This window comes from Neisseria sp. KEM232, from assembly GCF_002237445.1.
Lineage (GTDB): Bacteria > Pseudomonadota > Gammaproteobacteria > Burkholderiales > Neisseriaceae > Neisseria.
Window position 1 is genome coordinate 740,505 of the sequence record NZ_CP022527.1, and the last position, 20,124, is coordinate 760,628.

Genomic DNA, 20,124 nt, shown 5'->3' on the forward strand with positions numbered 1-20,124 from the left:
TTCAGCGTCCTGTTGCGATGGTTTGCAGTTCATCCGAATAAGGATAATTGGCACGAAGCTGCGCTTCGTATTCGTAAGCAGCCTGCGAATTGCCTGTAGCTCTCGCAATCTGCCAGCCCAACAGCAAATCTTCCGCTCCCAAGACATCTACCCGGCTCTGATACTGGCGGAAAAGCTGGTCGGCTTCTTTGATTTGCCCTGCCAGCATTTTGGTTTTGGCCAACTCCCTGCGCAGCGGCATGAAATCGGGAGCAGAAGCGATACCGCGCTCCAAATAAGCCTGCGACAGCGAATACTGCCCCATTTTCGCGCTGCAAATGCCCTTGTTCATATAAGCAACATAGGGCGCGGGATAAGTAGGATCGGACAGCGCCTTGTCAAAATAAGGCATGGCCGCATTGGGATTGTTCATCGAACTGCACAGAAACCAGCCGTAGTTATTGTTGATTTCCGCCCCGTCCGGCTGCAATTGCAGCGCTTCGCGAAAACTGGCCTCCGCCTTGCACGCATCAGCCAGGCGATTTCGTTTTTCCTGTCGGCCTGCAACGCTTCTTCGATAGTCGTTACCGCCAAACGGTAATCCTTGGCACGCATATACTCCAAAGCCAACTGCGTTTTAATGCGCGATACTTCTTCGGTACGCTCCTGTCTGCTCGGCTGTTTGACCGAAGTTCCGCCACAGGCGCTCAATGCGCAAGCGAGCAACACCGCTTTCCACAACTGTTTCATGCTAAAACCTTACTGTTGAACCAATAACTGCTGCCATTTTTGCTGGCGTCGGGTCTTGTCCTTTACCTGGCCGGCAAGCTGTCCGCAGGCGGCATCAATATCGTCACCGCGCGTTTTGCGCACCGTAACGACAAAACCGGCCTGCTGCAGAATATCTCTGAACACGCGGATATTTTCCGCAGACGAACGGTCATAACCCGAATTCGGGAACGGATTGAACGGTATCAGATTGAATTTGCAGGGGACGTCCTCCACCAGCTTCAGCAACTCGCGCGCGTGCTCGACCTTGTCGTTGATACCGTCGAGCATCACGTATTCGAAGGTAACGAAATCACGCGGCGCCTTAACCAAATAACGCCTGCACGCGCCCATCAATTCTTTCAAAGGATATTTTTTGTTCAGCGGCACGATTTGGTCGCGCACCGCATCATTTGAAGCATGCAGAGAAACAGCCAAAGCTACGGGCATATCTTCTTTCAACCTGTCCATTTGCGGCACCATGCCCGAAGTGGATACGGTGACCCGACGGCGGCTCAGACCGTAGCCGTGATCGTCAAGCATTACGGACAACGCACGGACAACGTTTTCATAATTTGCCAGCGGCTCGCCCATACCCATCATCACAACATTGGAGATAACCCGCTCGTCTTTCGGGGTCGCACCCAAAGCCTTGTTCGCCCACCACAACTGGCCGATGATTTCAGCAGTAGTCAGATTGCGGTTGAAGCCCTGACGCCCTGTCGAACAGAAAGTGCACTCCAATGCACAGCCCACTTGTGAAGAAATACAGAGCGTGCCGCGATCGGATTCGGGAATAAAAACGGTCTCTACACCGTTACCAGTACCGACATCCAGCAGCCACTTGCGCGTGCCGTCTCTCGACTCCTGGGACGTCATCAGAGCGGGAACGCCGATTTGCGCTTTTTCTTCCAATTTGGCACGCAGGGACTTAGCCAAATCGGTCATTTCGGTAAAATTTGCAGCACCGCCCCAATGCATCCAGCGCATAACCTGGCGGGCACGGAACGGCTTTTCGCCCATTTCCGCGAACCATGCCGTCAGGCTGTTCAAGTCGTAATCTAACAGATTGTTTTTCATATATTTGGAATTGGTTTGTTCAAACCGTTAAAGTAAAGCATCTCTATACGATGCTTTTCAGACGGCCTTACGTTAACGGTTTTGCTGCCGCACCCGAGAGGACGGCAGCAAATTAAAGTTCGGCTCAGCGCGGACAAATTTCGTTTTCGCTGAAGAAATAAGCCACTTCGATGGCAGCGTTTTCTTCGCTGTCCGAACCGTGCACGGCATTCTCGCCGACAGAATCGGCAAAGTCGGCACGAATCGTACCGGCTGCGGCTTCTTTCGGATTGGTTGCGCCCATCAGTTCGCGGTTTCTCGCTACGGCATTTTCGCCTTCGAGCACTTGAATCATGACCGGGCCGCTAATCATAAATGCCACCAGTTCACCGAAAAACGGACGGTCTTTATGAACAGCATAAAAACCTTCGGCTTCTTCTTTGCTTAAATGTTTCATTTTGGCGGCAACAATTTTCAAGCCGTTGTCTTCGAAACGGCTGTAGATTTTGCCGATAACGTTTTTACCGACCGCATCGGGCTTGACGATGGAAAGTGTTCGCTGAACAGACATTGAATTCTCCTTATAAAAAACAGGCGACAAATTGCCGCCGAATTGTAGCAAGTTTTTCCTTATTCCGCTTAGTTTTTAACTCTTTGAAACTGCCGCCTGCGGCTTCCCGGATGCGGACAGCACCAGATGCGGCAGGTTGAGATATTCCTGCGACTGCATTTCGGTGAGACGGCTGGCCGTTCGGACAAATTCGTTGGCAAAATCGCCTTCGACGTAAATCTCGTCAACGGGAACTTCGCAGGTGGCGCAGAATTTGACGCGGTAGTCGTACATCACGTCTATCAGCCAAGTCAGCCGCCGCGCTTCCGCCCTTTCCGTTTCGTGCAGCTTTTCAATTCCCGATACAAAAATCATCTCATAGCGATCGGAAAGATAAAGGTAATCTGCCTGCGAGCGCGGGCCGAAACACAAAACGCGGAAATCAAACCAAACAGCCTTATCGGTATGCCCTTTGCAGGGCAGCATGCGGCCGTGGATTTCGATTTCAGACGGCCTCACGGCCTGTCCTTCGCTTACCTGTGCAAACAGTTGCGCCAATCTGCTCTCGTTTTCCGCATCTGCGGGAATGTAAAACACTTCTGCCGCCGTCAGGGTTCTGTGCCGGTAATCCTCGCCGCCGTCCACATTCAAAATCGTCAGCTTGTCTTCGATCAGGGCGATGGTCGACAGAAAACTGCTGCGGTTCTGTCCCTGGGGATAAAGCTCGGACGGAGCATAGTTGGAAGTCGCCACCAGCACCACACCTTCGTTGAACAGGTTTTCCAACAGCCTGCCCAAAATCATCGCGTCGGCAATATCGCTGACATGAAACTCGTCAAAACACAATACCCGCGTTTCTTTGGCGATTTCGGCAGCTACGGTTTTCAATGGGTCGGCTTCGCTTTTTAGGGCGCGCAGCCTTTGGTGGATTTCCGCCATAAAGGCATGGAAATGCACCCGTCGTTTGCGGCGGTAGGGCAGGCAGCCGAAGAAGGCATCCATCAGAAAACTTTTCCCCCGGCCGACGCCGCCGTAAAAATACAGCCCCTTGGGCAGTTGCGGCGAACGCAGACTGCGGCCGAGAAAGCGGTTGCGTTTGCGTTTGAACATCATCAGTTCCGTCCACAACCGGTCGAGATGTTCGATGGCGCGTGCCTGTGCGGCGTCGCGAATAAACGCGGGCTGCTGCGAAGCTGCCTGATACCAGGTCAGCGGGCTGTGATTTTGATACGGGGGCGGAACAAAACGGGGGGGGTGTTTTTCGGACATGGTTTTCAGACGGCATCTTATTTTTGGCAGCGCGCATTATAGTGTATTTCCGCATGATGTTAAGCGGAGCGGCTGCTCCACCGACCCCCGCACGACAGTAGAAAGCAAAAAAAGAGTGCCGCGCAATGCGGCACCCTCGTTTTTCCGGAAGGACGGTTTATTCGGCAGTCATCGACCGATCGACACGTTCGCGTAATTCCTTACCCGGCTTGAAGTGGGGAACGTGTTTTTCAGGCACATCCACTTTCGCTCCGGTTTTCGGATTACGCCCCTGACGGGCGGGTCTGTGGTTCAAATCAAAACTGCCAAATCCGCGGATTTCGATCCGCTGGCCGCGAGCCAGCGAGCGGGTCATGGTATCCACCAAAACCTTCACGCTGTACTCGACGTCTTTCGCCATCAGGTGCGTGCCGTTTTTCTGGGCAAAAACCTCAGCCAAACGAACCATCAGCTCTGATTTGGTCATAACGATCGCCCCGGATTATTCGTTATCGCCGGACAATTTGGCTTTCAGCAGATCGCCCAGGCTGGTGGTACCGGCATTGGCGGAAGATGCTGCATTGACCGAATTGAGCGCGTCGCGGCTTTCTTTGGCGTCTTTGGCTTTGACCGACAGCTTGATGCTGCGGTTTTTGCGGTCGACAGTCACGATAACCGCTTCCACTTCGTCGCCCTCTTTCAGCTTGGTGGTCAGGTCTTCGACGCGGTCAGCGGCAAATTCAGAAGCGGGCAGATAGCCTTCCACTTCGTCGCCCAAAACAACAACTGCGCCCTTGGCTTCAACGGATTTCACAGTGCCTTTAACCAGCGAGCCTTTGTCGTTGACGCTGATATAGTTGCCGAAAGGATCGCCTTCGAGCTGTTTGATGCCCAGGGAGATGCGTTCTTTTTCCACATCGATGCCCAATACGACGGCTTCGACTTCTTCACCTTTTTTGTATTTGCGTACGGCTTCTTCGCCGGACTCCGTCCAAGACAGATCGGACAGGTGAACCAAACCGTCGATATTGCCGGGCAGGCCGACGAATACGCCGAAGTCGGTAATGGATTTGACGGCACCTTTGATTTTGTCGCCTTTATTGTAGTTGGCGGCAAAATCTTCCCAAGGATTGGGCTGGCACTGTTTCATACCCAGGCTGATGCGGCGGCGGTCTTCGTCGATTTCCAGAATCATCACTTCGACTTCATCGCCCAGCTGTACGACTTTGCTCGGGTGTACGTTTTTGTTGGTCCAGTCCATTTCGGAAACGTGTACCAAGCCTTCGATGCCCTGTTCGATTTCGACAAACGCGCCGTAGTCGGTGAGGTTGGACACTTTGCCGAACAGGCGTGTACCGGCCGGATAACGGCGTGCGAGGCCGCTCCAAGGATCTTCGCCCAGCTGTTTGATGCCGAGAGAAACGCGTTGTTTTTCCTGGTCGAATTTCAATACTTTGGCTTCGACTTCCTGGCCGACTTCCAGCACTTCGCTCGGGTGTTTCACACGGCGCCATGCCAGATCGGTGATGTGCAGCAGGCCGTCGATACCGCCCAGATCCACGAATGCGCCGTAGTCGGTGATATTTTTGACGATGCCTTTGACAACAGTGCCTTCTTGCAGGTTTTCCAGCAGGGCTTTGCGCTCTTCGCCCAAAGTGGCTTCGAGCACGGCGCGGCGGGATACCACGACGTTGTTGCGTTTTTTATCCAGCTTGATGACTTTGAATTCGATTTCTTTGCCTTCAAAGTGGGAAGTGTCTTTGATAGGGCGCACGTCCAAGAGCGAACCGGGCAGGAAGGCGCGGATGCTGTTGATCATGACGGTGAGGCCGCCTTTGACTTTGCCGTTGATCAGGCCGGAGAGGATGTCGCCGTTTTCCATTGCTTCTTCCAAAGCAATCCAGTCGGCGGCGCGTTTGGCTTTTTCGCGCGACAGTTTGGTTTCGCCGAAGCCGTTTTCCACGGATTCTATGGTCACGGTAACGAAGTCGCCTACTTTGACTTCCACTTCGCCTTGCGGGTTTTTGAATTCGTTGATGTCGATGAGCGACTCGGATTTCAGACCGGCGTTGACGATGACGAATTTGTCTTCAATCGCCACCACTTCGGCGGTAATCACTTCCCCTTGGTTCATTTCCTGAACGGCGGAGTACTCTTCCAACAACTGGGCAAAATTTTCCATATTTGCTAAATCTTTCTTTGCGCTGCCGGAGGGCGCGGGGTTTGGAGTTGTAAAACGGCAGACCCTTCCGGCCGGGCTGCCGCTGCCACATATTTTCAGACGGCCTTCCGTATCAAAAAGGCCGTCTGAAAAACGAAAGCGCGGATTATATACTAGATTTGTTTTTGCTCATACCAATCAACTACTTTTTTTACCGCCTCCTCGATGCCCATGTCCGAAGTATCCAACAGCATCGCGTCGGGCAGCTGCACCAGCGGCGCGGCGGCGCGGCGGCGGTCGGCTTCGTCGCGGGATTCGATGTCGGCGAGAATGCGGTCAAAGGCCACGCCTTCGCACGCAATGCCGAGCTGTTTGGCGCGGCGTTCTGCCCGCACCTGTGCCGACGCGGTCAAAAACACCTTCAACGCGGCATCGGGAAACACCACCGAACCCATATCGCGCCCGTCGGCCACCAGCCCGGAGGCCGTCTGAAAATCGCGCTGGCGCTGCAACAGAGCGGCGCGCACCGCAGGGAACTGCGCCACCGCCGACGCGCCCATGCCGATTTCCTCACTGCGGATGGCGTTGCCGACGTCCTCGCCGTCGAGCAGCACCCGCTGTCCGTCAAACTGCACGGGAAGTGCGGCGGCCAGCGCGGCTACGGCGGCCTCGTCCGTCCACTCTACGCCTTTGCGCCGCGCATAGAGGGCGGCCAGCCGGTACAGCGCGCCCGAGTCGAGATAACTCCAACCCAAGGCCGCCGCCACCCGTGAAGCCACCGTACCTTTGCCCGACGCGCTCGGGCCGTCGACGGCGATTACCTTTGTTGCCATTTTCATTCCTCAAATTAACGCTTTTCGGCATAATAGCAAGCCTCGTTAACAGATTCCAGCGCCGCCATGACCACCCAATCCCTCCGTCTCGAAGCACGCCGTCTGAAACCCTCCTCCGTCGCCCTGCCCGGCTCGAAAAGCATCAGCAACCGCACCCTACTCCTGGCCGCCCTGTCCGACGGCGTCTGCACCATCCGCTCGCTGCTCGCATCCGACGACACCGACCGCATGCTCGACGCCCTCGCCGCCTTGGGTGTACGCATCGAGCGGCTTTCAGACGGCCTCGTGCGCGTACACGGCTGCGGCGGACGCTTTCCCGCCGCCGAAGCCGACTTGTTCCTCGGCAACGCCGGCACCGCCTTCCGCCCGTTAACCGCCGCCCTCGCCGTACTCGGCGGCAACTACCATCTGCACGGCATCCCGCGCATGCACGAACGCCCCATCGGCGACCTCGTCGACGCCCTGCACCTTATCGGCGCCGACATCCGCTATCTCGGCAACGACGGCTACCCGCCGCTCGCCATTGGCCGCCGCAACGATAACGGCGTGCGCAGCGTGCCGATTAAAGGCAACGTATCCAGCCAGTTTCTCACCGCCCTTTTAATGGCACTGCCGCTCACCGGCGAAGCCTGCGAAATCCGCGTCGAAGGCGAACTGATTTCCAAGCCCTATATCGACATCACCCTCAACCTGATGCAACGCTTCGGCGTCGCGGTCGAAAACCGCGCCTACCGCAGCTTCCTCGTCCCCGCCGCCAACTACCGCGCCCCCGAACGCATCACCGTCGAAGGCGACGCATCGAGCGCCTCCTATTTCCTTGCCGCCGGACTGCTCGGCGGCACGCCCGTGCGCGTCACCGGCTTGGGCAAAAACGCCGTCCAGGGCGACGCCGCCTTTGCCGCCGAACTGGAAAAAACCGGCGCGATCGTCACTTGGGGCGACGACTTTATCGAAGTGTCCCGCGCCCCCGGCCAAAGCGTGCGCGCCTTCGATTTGGACGCCAACCACATCCCCGACGCCGCCATGACCCTCGCCATCGTCGCCCTCGCCGCCGACGGAGCGTGCGCCATCCGCAACATCGCCTCGTGGCGCGTCAAAGAAACCGACCGCATCGCCGCCATGGCCGCCGAGCTGCGCAAAGTCGGCGCAACCGTGGAAGAAGGCGCGGACTTTATCCGCATCACCCCGCCCGCCGCCCCCACACCAAACGCCGTCATCGACACCTACGACGACCACCGCATGGCCATGTGTTTTTCCCTTGTTTCCCTGCTCGGCGTGCCCGTCACCATCAACGACCCCGCCTGCGTGCGCAAAACTTTCCCCGACTACTTCGCCGTGTTCGAGTCTCTAAAAGCATAAAACGGGAAAGGCCGTCTGAAAACGCCCTTTCCCGTTTTCCGAAACGTTATCCCCGCACAGGCGGGAACAGCCTCGGATACCGCCCGCGACGCATACCGTTTGAGGCCGTCTGAAAAAACCAAAAACCCGTTTGAACTTCGCCGAAGCCCCGTTTTCAGACGGCCTCTGCCCGCCTTTTCAGACGGCCTGCCCTTTCTATATAATGCGCCACCGGTTTGTTGACAATCCGGGCAGCGGCAATGTTTGCCTGAGGCCGTCTGAAACCCCAAACGGAGAAAAAAGGAGAAACCCCATGCACTACGAATTTGCCACCGCCGACCTGATCGACATTGCGCCCGACACGCCCTCCTGCGAAATCCAGTTCCGCAGTTTCGGCCGCCGCAGCCGTTTTTGCGGCCGCATCCGCACCGTCAGATGTTTCCGCGACAACGGCCTGGTCAAACAGATTCTGAACACCCATTCCGACGGCGAAGTGCTGGTTGTCGACGGCGGCGGCTCTTTGGCGAGCGCGCTGATCGGCGATTTAATCGCCTCGGCGGGCGCGGCCAACGGCTGGGCGGGCGCGGTGGTGTACGGCGTCGTGCGCGACAGCGAAGCGCTGAACGAACTCGATTTCGGCATCAAGGCGCTGGGCACGAACCCGCGCAAAAGCGCGAAAGAAGGCGCGGGCGAAACGGATGGCGTGCTGACTTTCGGCGGCGTCGATTTCGTGCCCGGCCATTATTTGTACAGCGACGCCGACGGCATTCTGGTAGCCGCCGCGCCTTTCGCATTGGATTGAACACAAATTCGGACACAGGACACATCATGCAGATTACTTCGCAATGGCTCGACGGCCTGTGCTTTGTCGCTTCCACCGAAGCGGGGCACAGCGTCGTGATGGAAGGCTCGGCGGCCGAAGGCGCGGCGCGGCGCGGGCCGACGCCGATGGAAATGCTGCTATTGGGCATGGCCGGCTGCGCCAGTGCCGACGTGGTGCTGATCGCGCAGAAACAGCGCCAGCACATCACCGGCTGCCGCGCTGCGGTCAGCGCCAAACGCGCCGACGAAGCCCCGCGTGTGTTCACCGAAATCCATATCCGTTTCACCGTGTCCGGCCGCAACCTGAAAGAAGCCGCCATCGCCAAAGCGGTGCAGCTGTCGGCGGAAAAATACTGCTCGGCCTCCATCATGCTGGGCAAAACCGCCGCAATCAGCCACAGCTTCGAAATCGAAGAAACACCCGACACCGTTTAAACCGCAGGCCGTCTGAAAAGGACAAAACGCTTTTCAGACGGCCTCTTCATTGCGGCAGGGCTGCCCGCCCGCCGTTTTTCTTATCCGAAACTCCGAAAGGAAGCCCAAATGGCCAACATCCTCGTCATTCCCGTCTGCCCCCATGCCGACGCCGCCAAAGCCGCTGCCAACATCGCCGCGCAGCTGCCCGACGCCGCCGTGTTCAACGTCACCGAAAACGCCGAAGAAGCCGTGCGCCTCGCCTCGACAGGCAAGGCCGACGACTGGTTCGACCTCCTCATCGGCCGCGCCGCCGTCCTGAACGCGCAAAACCTCGTCATCCAAGGCATCGCTCCCAGCGACGCCCATCTTTTTTTAAGCCGTCTGAACAACGACTTGGCCACCGCTTTTAACGCCCGCGTCGTCTTCGCCGTCAGCAGCGGCCACGCCACCACCGACCGGCTGAACATGGCCAAAACCTCCTTCGCCGGACGCGCCGTCGAATTCGGCGGCGTGATCGGTGCGCCCGCCGCCGTGGCCGAAGCTGCCGGCCTCGCCTTCCTCGGCAGCATCGAGAAACCCGAAAACACCGCCGCGTTAGCCGCGCCGCAAGCCGTGCGTCTGTCGCCCGCCCAATTCCGCTTCAGCATGATGGAAGCCGCCCGCAAGGCAAACAAACGCATCGTCCTGCCCGAAGGCGCGGAAGCCCGCACCGTGCAGGCCGCCGCCATCTGCCACGAAAAAGGCCTCGCCCGCTGCGTACTGCTGGCCAACCGCCACGCCGTGCACACCGTAGCGCAGGAACTGGGCATCACCCTGCCCGAATCGCTGGAAATCATCGACCCCGAAACCATCGTCGAACAATACGTCGCCCCCATGTGCGAGCTGCGCAAATCCAAAGGACTCACGCCAGAAGACGCGCGCAAACAGCTTCAAGACACCGTCGTCCTCGGCACAATGATGATGGCGCAAAACGACGTCGACGGCCTCGTCTCCGGCGCGGTGCACACCACCGCCAACACCATCCGCCCCGCCCTGCAACTGATCAAAACCGCCCCCGGTGCCAGCATCGTATCCAGCGTCTTCTTCATGCTGCTGCCCGGTCAGGTTCTCGTTTACGGCGACTGCGCGGTCAACCCCAACCCCACGCCCGAACAGCTGGCCGAAATCGCCATCCAGTCGGCCGACTCGGCCAAAGCCTTCGGCATCGAACCGCGCGTGGCGATGATTTCCTACTCCACCGGCACATCCGGCGCCGGCCCCGACGTCGACGCCGTCACCGAAGCCGTGAAACTGGCCAAAGCAAAACGCCCCGACCTGGCCGTCGACGGCCCGCTGCAATACGACGCCGCCTCCGTGCCCTCCGTCGCCCAATCCAAAGCGCCCGGCAGCCCCGTCGCTGGCAAAGCCACCGTCTTCGTCTTCCCCGACCTGAACACCGGCAACTGCACCTACAAAGCCGTCCAGCGCAACGCCAACGTATTGAGCGTCGGCCCGATGCTGCAAGGCCTGCGCAAACCGGTGAACGACCTCTCGCGCGGCGCGCTGGTCGAAGACATCGTCTACACCATCGCCCTCACCGCCATTCAGGCAACGCAAACCGCTTAAACGGATTTCCGTTCCGACAAAAAGGCCGTCTGAAAAACCTGCGAAGCAGGTTTTTCAGACGGCCTCAACTTTCAGACGGCCTTTCCTATTCCAATCGGGCTGTAGGGTGTGTTGCGTAGCAACGCACGCGGTTTCGGGTTTTCAGACGGCCTTCAAAGGCCGTCTGAAAACCTGTTCCCTCTCCCGCCCCGCGTGGGAGGACTAGGGTGGGGGCCGGTGCCGCCTCGGTAACTTTTGCAGGACATCGACGCGAATGCAGTTCTGCGAACTGCCACCCCCTCCCACCCCCGCGCTTGGGGAGCAAGGTGCGCGGCGGAATAACCGGTTTCAGAAACGTCATTCCCGCGTTTATACCCCGCAGGGGTACAGACGGGAACGGCCTCAACTTTCAAACGGCACGCAAAAAAAGGCAGACGCACTGTCCGCCTTTCTGATGCCGCGCCTGCCGCTTAGTCGAGGTAGCCGTATTTGCCCGCGTTGAATTCGCGGATGCTTTCGGCCAGCTCTTCCTGGGTGTTCATGACGAAGGGGCCGTAGGCGGCAATCGGTTCGTCGATGGGTTCGCCCGAGAGGAGCAGGATTTCGGCTTTGCCGCTGCCGCTGTTGCGGATGCGGATTTCGCCTTCTTCGCGCTCGAACACGGCCAGCTGGGTCGGCTGTATGGCGGCTTCGCCGTTGAGTTCGATTTCGCCGTGGCGCACGACGATGGCGAGGTTGTGGCCTGCGGGCACGGTGATGGCGGTTTCTGCGCCTTCGTTAACGGTAACATCCCACACGTTCAGCTCGGTGAAGGTGTCGGCCGCGCCGCGTCTGCCTTGGTATTCGCCGGCGATAACACGCACGCTGGAAGCCTCATCGGCAACAACGGGGATTTCAGCCGCGGGCAGGTGCTGGTAGCGCGGGGCGGTGCGTTTGTGCTCGTGCGGCAGGTTGACCCAGAGCTGCGCCATTTCGAAGCTGCCGCCTTTTGCGGAAAATTCGGGGCTGTGGAATTCTTCGTGGACGATGCCGCCGCCTGCGGTCATCCATTGCACGTCGCCCTGCTTGATGGTGCCTCCCCCGCCGCTGCTGTCGCGGTGGGAAACTTCGCCGGCGTAGGCGATGGTGACGGTTTCGAAGCCGCGGTGCGGGTGGCCGCCGACGCCGCGCGGTTTGCCGCTGTTGGGGGAAAATTCCATCGGGGCGGCGTAGTCGAACATTAAAAACGGGCTGGTCTGTTTGTCTTCGCCCATGTGGGAGAAGAGCGGGGCGACTTTGAAGCCGTCGCCTACCCAGTGGGTGCGCGGGGCGTTGTAGATTTTTTTGATGCTACGCATGGTGTGGTTTCCTTAATTTAAGTCAGATGATGCGGGTGGTGGTTTGCATATTGCGGGCTTGGGCGTCGCGCAGGGCTTCGGGGGTGACGTCGTTGCCCTCGGGGTCGATGATGGTGACGCGGGACAGGTGGCTGTTGATTTGTCCTTTGACGGCCTCGACATAGGCGCGGCGCAGGGTGTCGCGTTCGGCCAGCTCTGCGGCGTTCAGTTCGCGGGTTTTGGCAACGGCGGCCAGTTCGTTGATGCGGTCGAGTTCGGGGATTCTCATAATCCGTTCCTTTCTGTGTGAAAAAATATTGGTGAATTTGTCTGTGTCGCGTATTATATGGGTATCGTTTTTTTAAACAAGTACACACATTTTTTATACTATGGAGAATGATGATGAACGACACCGCAAACGCTTCGCACTGCCCCGTCAACACCACTCTGGAAATCATCGGCGGCAAATGGAAAGTGCTGATTCTTTACCACCTTCTGCCCGAAACCCCCCGCCGCTTCAACGAATTGCAGCGCCTGCTGCCCGACATCACGCAGCGGATGCTGACTTTGCAGCTGCGCGAACTCGAAGGCGCGGGCATCGTCCACCGCGAGGTCTATCCGCAGGTGCCGCCGAAAGTCGAATACTCGCTCACCGCTTTCGGCCGCACGCTCACGCCCGTGATACAGGCGATGCACGAATGGGGGCAGACCTACGAATCCGAGTGCGCCAAATACCGCCAAACGGCCGGCGAGGCGCAGTAAAGGCCGTCTGAAACCCGTGCCGCCTGTGGTAAAATCGCCCCGCCCGCCGCATACGGAAAAGGCCGTCTGAAAGCGCGGGCGCAACGAAGCTGAAAAGGAAAAAACCATGTGCCAGCTCCTTGGCATGAACTGCAACACGCCCACCGACATCGTCTTCTCCTTCGAAGGCTTCCGCAAACGCGGCGGCCTCACCGACCACCACGTCGACGGCTTCGGCATCGGCTTTTTCGAACAAAAAGGCGTGCGCCTCTTCCACGACGACAAACCCAGCGCAAATTCCCCCGTCGCCGACCTCGTCAAAGCCTACCAAATCAAATCCGAAAACGTCATCGCCCACATCCGCAAAGCCACCAGCGGCCGCACCACGCTGGCCAACACCCACCCCTTCGTGCGCGAAATGTGGGGCGGCTACTGGATGTTCGCCCACAACGGCCACCTGCAGGGCTTTGCCCCCGAACAAGGCCGCTACTACCGCCCCGTCGGCGACACCGATTCCGAACGCGCCTTCTGCCACATCCTCGAACAGCTGCGCCGCCGCTTCGACGAGCGCCCCGACGACAACACCCTCTTTGCCGCCGTGTCCGAACTCGTCAAAGACATCCGCCGCAGCGGCCTCTTCAACTTCATCCTTTCAGACGGCCGCGTCATGTTCGCCCACGCCAGCACCCTGCTCCACTACATCGTGCGCCGCGCCCCCTTCGGCGAAGCCCGCCTGCTCGACGACGACGTTTCCATCGACTTTTCCGCCGTCACCACCCCCAACGACCGCGTCGCCGTCATCGCCACCCTGCCGCTCACCGAAAACGAAACCTGGCAGCAGCTGGCCTGCGACGAAATCGTCATGTTCCGCGACGGCGATATCGAACGGCGCGACCGCCCCGAGCCGCCGCACTACCTCAGCACCGAAGAAGGACTCGCCCGCGCCCGCGCCGTCGGCGCCTCCGATTGAGAACCGCCCATGAAATGCCCCTTCTGCCAACAGCCGAACACCCAGGTCAGCGACTCGCGCACCACCGAAGACGGCAACTGCGTCCGCCGCCGCCGCCGCTGCAACGCCTGCGGCAAACGCTTCGTCACCCTCGAAACCCTCGAAGTGCGCCTGCCCGACATCGTCAAAAGCAACGGCAGCCGCGTGCCCTACAACCCGCTCAAACTGCGTACCAGCCTCGAACGCGCCCTGCACAAACGCCCCGTCGGCCGCGAAGCCCTCGACGGCCTGGTGGCCGAAATCGAAGGCCGCCTCTACCGCCTCGGCCGCAAAGAAGTTCCCTCGCGCCTGATCGGCGAAATGGCGATGGACGTTCTGCTCGCCACCGACCAAGTCGCCTACGTCCGTTTCGCCTCCGTCTACAAAAGCTTCAACGACGTTTCCGAATTTACCCAGGCCATCGCCACCCTGCCCGAACAACAGGAAGGCACATAAACCCCCGCAGAGCGAAGGCCGTCTGAAAGCACAGGCCGCACCGCAACCCTTACCCCGCGCAGCCTAGGGCGTGTTGACAATCAGCGTTTTGGCGGCTTTTCCGCCATAAAACGGCATCTGCCACGTTAAAAATACTCGCCTATGGACGGCATAGGCTCGCATTTTTGCCTTGCATCTGCCATTTTCTGACGAAAAATCCACTTCAAAAGCTGAATGTCAACACGCCCTAAGCCGCGCACCCTCCAACCGACCCGTTCCCCAGAAAGGAAAAACCATGTTCTTCGACAAAATCCAAGCCGCACCCGCCGACCCCATCCTCGGACTGGGCGAAGCCTTCAAAGCCGAAACCCGCCCCGAAAAAGTCAACCTCGGCATCGGCGTCTACAAAGACGCAGCGGGCAACACCCCCGTGCTCAAATCCGTCAAAACCGCCGAAACCCGCCTTTTGGCCGACGAAAAAAGCAAAAACTACCTCACCATCGACGGCGTCGCCGCCTACAACGCCGAAACCCAGAAACTCCTCTTCGGCGAAGGCAGCGAAATCATCGCCGCCCGCCGCGCCAAAACCGCGCAAAGCCTCGGCGGCACCGGCGCGCTGCGCGTCGCCGCAGAATTCGTCAAACGCCAAACCGGTGCGAAAAACGTCTGGATTTCCGCCCCCACCTGGCCCAACCACAACGCCATCTTCCAAGCCGTCGGCATCAACATCCGCGACTACCGCTACTACGACAAAACCGCCCACGCCCTCGACTGGGACGGCCTGATTGCCGACCTCTCCCAAGCCCAAGCAGGCGACGTCGTCCTCCTGCACGGCTGCTGCCACAACCCCACCGGCATCGACCCCACCCCCGAACAATGGGACACCCTCGCCAAAATGTCCGCCGAAAAAGGCTGGCTGCCCCTCTTCGACTTCGCCTACCAAGGCTTTGCCAACGGCCTCGAGCAAGACGCCTACGGCCTGCGTGCCTTCGCCAAACTGAACAAAGAACTGCTCGTCGCCAGCTCCTACTCGAAAAACTTCGGCATGTACAACGAGCGCGTCGGCGCCTTCACCGTCGTCGCCGCCGACGAAGAAACCGCCAACCGCGCGTTCAGCCAGGTCAAAACCATCATCCGCACCCTCTACTCCAACCCCGCCTCCCACGGCGGCAACACCATCGCCCTCGTCCTGCAAGACCCCGAACTCAAAGCGCAATGGATAGCCGAACTCGACGAAATGCGCGCACGCATCAAAGAAATGCGGCAGAAATTCGTCGACCTGCTCAAAGAAAAAGGCGCGAAACAGGACTTCGGCTTCATCATCGAACAAAACGGCATGTTCTCCTTCTCCGGCCTCAGCCCCGAACAGGTCGACCGCCTGAAAGACGAGTTCGCCATCTACGCCGTACGCAGCGGCCGCATCAACGTCGCAGGCATCACCGCCGATAATATCGACTACCTGTGCGAGAGCATCGTCAAAGTGCTGTAAATCCCGCTCGAGCGGCAAAAAGGCCGTCTGAAAAACCTGCGAAGCAGGTTTTTCAGACGGCCTCACCGTTTCAGACGGCCTTTTTATTCCAATCGGGCTGTAGGGTGTATTGCGCAGCAACGCACGCGGTTTTTTGAGGCTTCAGACGGCCTCCAAAGGCCGTCTGAAAACCTGTTCCCCCTCCCGCCCCGCGGGAGAGGGCTAGGGTGGGGGCGGTGCCGCTTCGGTAACTTTTACAGAACATCGACGCGAATGCAGTTCTGCGAACTGCCACCCCAACCCTCCCCCGCGCTTGCGGTGCAGGGGAGGGAGCAAGGTTCGCGGCGGAATGATCGGTTTCAGAAACGTCATTCCCGCGAAGGCGGGAACGGCCTCCAAAGGCCGTCTGAAAAGAAAGGCCGTCTGAAAGATAGGTTTCACTATACTTTCAGACGGCCTTTTTAAACACGCCTTACATCACGTCCAACACATCGATGCCGAGCAAGTCCAAGCCCTGTTTGAGCACGTTGCCGGTGAGGCGTGCCAGTTGCAGGCGGCTGTTGCGGGTTGCGCCTTCGGCTTTGAGTATCGGGCAGGCTTCGTAGAAGCGGGAAAACAGGGTGGCGAGCTGGTAGAGGTAGGCGGCGAGGTAGTGCGGATAGCCGGTGTCGGCCACGTTTTGCAGTATATCTTCAAATTTCAAAAGCTCTACGGCAAGCTGTTTTTCGGCCGGTTCGGCGAGTGTTAATTCTGCTGCCGCGTCCCAGTCGTCCGCTTTGCGGAACACGCTTTGCACGCGGGTGTAGGCGTATTGCAGGTAGGGTGCGGTGTTGCCTTCAAACGAGAGCATTGCGTCCCAGTCGAATACGTAGTCGCTGGTGCGGTTTTTGCTCAAATCGGCGTATTTCACCGCGCCGATGCCGACGGTTTGGGCGATTTTTGCCGCGTCGTCTGCGCCCAAATCGGGATTTTTTTCTTTCACCAGCGCGGCAGCGCGCTCAACAGCTTCGTCCAGCAGGTCAACCAATTTCACGGTGTCGCCCGAACGGGTTTTGAACGGGCGGCCGTCTTTGCCCATCATGGTGCCGAAGCCGATGAATTCGGCTTTCACGTTTTCGGGCAGATAGCCGGCCTTGCGCGAAGTGGTGAAGAGCTGCTCGAAGTGCAGCGACTGGCGGTGATCGACCACATACAGCAGGCGGTCGGCGTGGAGCGTGCCGACGCGGTAGCGCAGACAGGCCAGGTCGGTGGAGGCGTAAAGGAAGCCGCCGCCTTGTTTCTGCACGATAAACGCGGCCGGTTCGCCTTCTTTGTTTTTAAATTCGTCGAGGAACACGACTTTCGCGCCGTCGTCTTCAACGGCCAAACCCTGCCGCACTAAATCGTCCACCGTGTTTTGCAATTCGGGGTTGTATTTCGATTCGCCCGCCACATCGGCCGGCGTGAGTTTCAGGCCGAGCGTGTCGTAAACCGCCTGTGCGTGGCCGAGCGAGATGTCGACAAACTGCTGCCACAGTTTCAACACGTTTTCATCGCCGCCTTGCAGCTTGACGACATACTCGCGCGCGGTGTCGGCAAAGGCCGCGTCTTCGTCGAAGCGCACTTTGGCGGAGCGGTAAAACTGTTCCAAATCAGAGAGTTCAAATGCGGCATTGTCTTTCTGCTGCTCGACCATATAGGCCACCAGCATGCCGAACTGCGTGCCCCAGTCGCCGACGTGATTTTGGCGGATAACGCTGTCGCCCATAAATTCGAGCACGCGCGAGATGCTGTCGCCGATGATGCTGGAGCGCAGGTGGCCGACGTGCATTTCTTTGGCGAGGTTGGGCGAGGAATAATCGATGACCACGGTTTGCGGCGCGGCCTTTTTCGCTACGCCGCAGCGCGGGTCGTTTAAGGCCGTCTGAACGTGGCGGGCGAGAAAATCGGGTTTGAGGCACAGGTTGATAAAGCCCGGGCCGGCCACTTGTGCGCTTTCGATGACGGCATTGCCCGAGAGCGCGTCGGCAACCTTTTGCGCCAGCTCGCGCGGATTTTGCTTGGCCTGTTTGGCCGCGCCCATCACGCCGTTGATTTGGTAGTCGCCGAAATCGGCGTTTTTGGCCGGTTGGAGCACGACATTGGCACCGGCGATGCCTGCGGCGGCAAAGGCGGCGGCGGCTTCGCGCTCGACGGTTTGGTGTAGATTCATGGTTTGCTCTTTCGTTCAGGCCGTCTGAAAAGGTTTTCAGACGGCCTCTTCAATGTGAAAACGCGGCATTTTACCCGAAAGGCCGTCTGAAAAGGTTTGGGAAAGGTTCAGCCGCGCCAAAATCCCTGCTTCTGCAAAAACGCCGCCAACCGTTCGGCAAACAGGGCATAACCCTCGGCGTTGGCATGAATGGCGTCGGATTTGAGCGCGCCGTCGCTCAGGATGCGCGACCAGCCGTCGGCAAACAGCGGCACGCGGTATTTTTCGGCCAAACCGGCATACAGCGGATGGTCGGACAGGCTGCCGACCAGCGCGCCGAGGCCGGGTTTCGGTTCGGCAATCAGCACGATCGGCACGCCCGCGCCCTGCACGGCGGCGATGGTGTCGCCGATATGGCGGCGGGTGTCGCTTTCGGGCAGGCGGTGCAGGAAGTCGTTGCCGCCGATGCCGAGCAACACCAGCTTGGGCGCGCGTTTGAGCAGCGCGGGCAGACGCGCCAGAGCCTGCGCGGAAGTGTCGCCCGACACGCCGCCGTTGACGACCGTCCAGCCCGTGATGGCGGCAAGGCGCACGGGATAGGCGGCTTCGGGCGGCGCGCCGTAGCCGTAGGTGAGCGAGTCGCCCAAGGCCACAACCGTGCTGCCGCGCGAAATGGCGGCATGGCGGGCGGTTTTGGTGCAGGCGGCTGCGGCCAGCGCGGCGGCGAGGGCGAGGAAGCGGCGGCGGGTGAGGGGCATGGCGTGTTCCGTATCCGTGGAGAAAGCGGCGGATGATACAGGCAAACCGCCCGCCCGTTCCGCTATAATCCGCCGCCAACCGCAACAAAAGGAAAAAACATGGATATTCAGGCCGTCTTAAACGTATTGCGTACCCTGCAAAACCACATCTGCGCCGCGCTGGAAGCCGAGGAGGAAAACGGTGCGGTGTTTCTCGGCGAACACTGGCAAAGCCGCCTCGGCACGGGCGAGAGCCGCGTGCTCAAACAAGGCGCGGTGTTCGAGCAGGCGGGCGTCAACTTCTCCCACGTCAAAGGCGGCGTGATGCCCGCCTCCGCCACCGCAGACCGCCCCGAGCTGGCGGGCGCGGCCTTTGAAGCGGCGGGCGTGTCGCTGGTTATCCACCCGCGCAACCCCTATGTGCCGACCAGCCATGCCAACGTGCGCTGCTTTATCGCCTACCCGCAGGGCGGCGAACCCGTGTGGTGGTTCGGCGGCGGTTTCGACCTCACGCCGTTTTACCCGTTTGACGAAGACATCCTGCACTGGCACCAAACGGCGAAAAACCTGTGCGACAGGTTTTCAAACGGCCTCTATGCCGAATACAAAGACTGGTGCGACCGCTATTTCTACCTGCCGCACCGAGGCGAAACGCGCGGCGTCGGCGGCCTGTTTTTCGACGACCTGAACCGCTGGGACTTCGCCACCTGCCTCGACTTTATCCGCCAGACCGGCGAAGCCTATACCGCAGCCTACCGCCCCATCGTCGCCCGCCGCAAACACACGCCCCACGGCGAGCGCGAACGGCAGTTCCAACTCTACCGCCGCGGCCGCTACGTCGAATTTAACTTGGTGTTCGACCGCGGCACCCACTTCGGCCTGCAAAGCGGCGGCCGCACCGAAAGCATCCTGATGTCCATGCCGCCCCTGGTGCGCTTCGAATACGGCTATGCCCCCGAAGCAGGCAGCGCCGAAGCGCGTTTGCAGGACTACCTCAAACCGCGCGACTGGCTGTCCGAACTGCGCTGAATCTGTTTGTTCCGAATGCACAAAGGCCGTCTGAAAACCCGATTTGGGGTTTCAGACGGCCTTTTTTATTCGCGCCAATGCCCTGCAAAGTTGCCGCAGCGGCGCCGACCCTAGCCCCCCCGCGGAGCGGGAGAGGGGACGCCGTTGCCCGAAAGGTTTCAGACGGCCTCAAACCGGCCTGAAACCTGAAAGGCCGTCTGAAAGCGAAGTTTAAAACGGAGTGAAAACGTGGTTTCAAACCTGAAAGGCCGTTCCCGCCTGCACTCCTGCGGGGGCATAAACGCGGGAATGCCGTTTCTGAAACCGAACATCCCGCCGCGCATCTGCTCCCTCCCCTGCGCCCGCGCGGGGGAGGGTCGGGGAGGGAGTGGCAGTTCGCAGAACTGCATTCGCGCCGATGTCCTGCGAAAGTTGCCGCAGCGGTGCAAGCCCCACCCTAGCCCTCCCCCGCGGGGCGGGAGAGGGAACACGTTTTCAGACG

Annotated in this window: 19 protein-coding genes and 1 pseudogene; 9 read left to right on the forward strand and 11 right to left on the reverse strand. The window is 59.4% G+C overall.

The features are described from left to right. Position 1: 1 nt before the first annotated feature. The 7 genes and pseudogenes from pilW to cmk form a co-directional block, all read right to left on the reverse strand. Positions 2–729 (reverse strand): annotated as a pseudogene (gene pilW / locus CGZ77_RS03695) (type IV pilus biogenesis/stability protein PilW). 9 nt (positions 730–738) lie between these two features. Further along, positions 739–1,827, reverse strand: coding sequence for a 23S rRNA (adenine(2503)-C(2))-methyltransferase RlmN (rlmN, locus tag CGZ77_RS03700; protein WP_009427259.1), 1,089 nt, complete (start codon positions 1,825–1,827; stop codon positions 739–741). A gap of 124 nt (positions 1,828–1,951) precedes the next feature. After that, positions 1,952–2,377, reverse strand: a complete 426-nt coding sequence (gene ndk, locus CGZ77_RS03705) for a nucleoside-diphosphate kinase (RefSeq protein WP_009427261.1) — start codon at positions 2,375–2,377, stop codon at positions 1,952–1,954. 75 nt (positions 2,378–2,452) lie between these two features. Further along, positions 2,453–3,625, reverse strand: coding sequence for a cell division protein ZapE (gene zapE / locus CGZ77_RS03710; protein ID WP_036496662.1), 1,173 nt, complete (start codon positions 3,623–3,625; stop codon positions 2,453–2,455). 157 nt (positions 3,626–3,782) lie between these two features. Next, positions 3,783–4,091 (reverse strand): integration host factor subunit beta, encoded by a 309-nt coding sequence (locus CGZ77_RS03715; RefSeq protein ID WP_009427264.1) that lies wholly within the window; start codon positions 4,089–4,091, stop codon positions 3,783–3,785. 15 nt (positions 4,092–4,106) lie between these two features. Then, the gene (gene rpsA, locus CGZ77_RS03720) at positions 4,107–5,786 is read right to left on the reverse strand and encodes a 30S ribosomal protein S1 (protein WP_009427265.1); all 1,680 of its coding nucleotides are present in this window, start codon (positions 5,784–5,786) and stop codon (positions 4,107–4,109) included. A 152-nt stretch (positions 5,787–5,938) separates the two neighbouring features. Continuing rightward, positions 5,939–6,604, reverse strand: coding sequence for a (d)CMP kinase (cmk, locus tag CGZ77_RS03725; protein ID WP_009427266.1), 666 nt, complete (start codon positions 6,602–6,604; stop codon positions 5,939–5,941). A gap of 60 nt (positions 6,605–6,664) precedes the next feature. Here cmk and aroA point away from each other — a divergent pair, with 60 nt between their 5' ends. From aroA to pta, 4 genes are all read left to right on the forward strand, one after another. Continuing rightward, positions 6,665–7,957: a 3-phosphoshikimate 1-carboxyvinyltransferase gene (gene aroA, locus CGZ77_RS03730; RefSeq protein WP_009427267.1), complete on the forward strand. Its 1,293-nt coding sequence runs from the start codon at positions 6,665–6,667 to the stop codon at positions 7,955–7,957. A 292-nt stretch (positions 7,958–8,249) separates the two neighbouring features. Next, positions 8,250–8,738 (forward strand): ribonuclease E activity regulator RraA, encoded by a 489-nt coding sequence (rraA, locus tag CGZ77_RS03735; RefSeq protein ID WP_009427269.1) that lies wholly within the window; start codon positions 8,250–8,252, stop codon positions 8,736–8,738. A 26-nt stretch (positions 8,739–8,764) separates the two neighbouring features. Next, complete coding sequence (locus tag CGZ77_RS03740; RefSeq protein WP_009427270.1) at positions 8,765–9,193, forward strand: OsmC family protein; 429 nt, start codon at positions 8,765–8,767, stop codon at positions 9,191–9,193. A gap of 108 nt (positions 9,194–9,301) precedes the next feature. After that, a complete protein-coding gene (gene pta, locus CGZ77_RS03745) occupies positions 9,302–10,780 on the forward strand; it encodes a phosphate acetyltransferase (protein ID WP_009427271.1) in 1,479 nt (492 codons plus the stop codon). A gap of 449 nt (positions 10,781–11,229) precedes the next feature. On the opposite strand, the gene CGZ77_RS03750 is transcribed toward pta, so the two are convergent. After that, a complete protein-coding gene (locus CGZ77_RS03750) occupies positions 11,230–12,096 on the reverse strand; it encodes a pirin family protein (RefSeq protein ID WP_009427273.1) in 867 nt (288 codons plus the stop codon). Between the two features lie 22 nt (positions 12,097–12,118). Continuing rightward, on the reverse strand, positions 12,119–12,364 hold the full coding sequence (locus CGZ77_RS03755; RefSeq protein ID WP_009427274.1) for a DUF896 domain-containing protein: 246 nt from the start codon (positions 12,362–12,364) through the stop codon (positions 12,119–12,121). Between the two features lie 113 nt (positions 12,365–12,477). On the opposite strand from CGZ77_RS03755, the gene CGZ77_RS03760 reads away from it, so the two are divergent. The 4 genes from CGZ77_RS03760 to CGZ77_RS03775 all read left to right on the forward strand — a co-directional run bounded on the left by CGZ77_RS03760 (position 12,478) and on the right by CGZ77_RS03775 (position 15,728). Further along, positions 12,478–12,837, forward strand: a complete 360-nt coding sequence (locus CGZ77_RS03760; protein WP_009427275.1) for a helix-turn-helix domain-containing protein — start codon at positions 12,478–12,480, stop codon at positions 12,835–12,837. 106 nt (positions 12,838–12,943) lie between these two features. After that, a complete protein-coding gene (locus tag CGZ77_RS03765; RefSeq protein WP_036496667.1) occupies positions 12,944–13,786 on the forward strand; it encodes a class II glutamine amidotransferase in 843 nt (280 codons plus the stop codon). A 9-nt stretch (positions 13,787–13,795) separates the two neighbouring features. Continuing rightward, complete coding sequence (gene nrdR, locus CGZ77_RS03770; RefSeq protein ID WP_009427277.1) at positions 13,796–14,260, forward strand: transcriptional regulator NrdR; 465 nt, start codon at positions 13,796–13,798, stop codon at positions 14,258–14,260. Positions 14,261–14,534: 274 nt separating this feature from the next. Then, positions 14,535–15,728: an amino acid aminotransferase gene (locus tag CGZ77_RS03775; RefSeq protein WP_009427279.1), complete on the forward strand. Its 1,194-nt coding sequence runs from the start codon at positions 14,535–14,537 to the stop codon at positions 15,726–15,728. Between the two features lie 451 nt (positions 15,729–16,179). On the opposite strand, the gene argS is transcribed toward CGZ77_RS03775, so the two are convergent. Further along, positions 16,180–17,898, reverse strand: coding sequence for an arginine--tRNA ligase (argS, locus tag CGZ77_RS03780; protein ID WP_009426805.1), 1,719 nt, complete (start codon positions 17,896–17,898; stop codon positions 16,180–16,182). Between the two features lie 107 nt (positions 17,899–18,005). Then, positions 18,006–18,635, reverse strand: coding sequence for a GDSL-type esterase/lipase family protein (locus CGZ77_RS03785; protein ID WP_009426804.1), 630 nt, complete (start codon positions 18,633–18,635; stop codon positions 18,006–18,008). A gap of 99 nt (positions 18,636–18,734) precedes the next feature. On the opposite strand from CGZ77_RS03785, the gene hemF reads away from it, so the two are divergent. Next, positions 18,735–19,643 carry an oxygen-dependent coproporphyrinogen oxidase gene (gene hemF / locus CGZ77_RS03790; RefSeq protein ID WP_009426803.1) on the forward strand — a complete coding sequence of 303 codons (909 nt, stop codon included), beginning with the start codon at positions 18,735–18,737 and terminating at the stop codon, positions 19,641–19,643. Positions 19,644–20,124 lie beyond the last annotated feature (481 nt).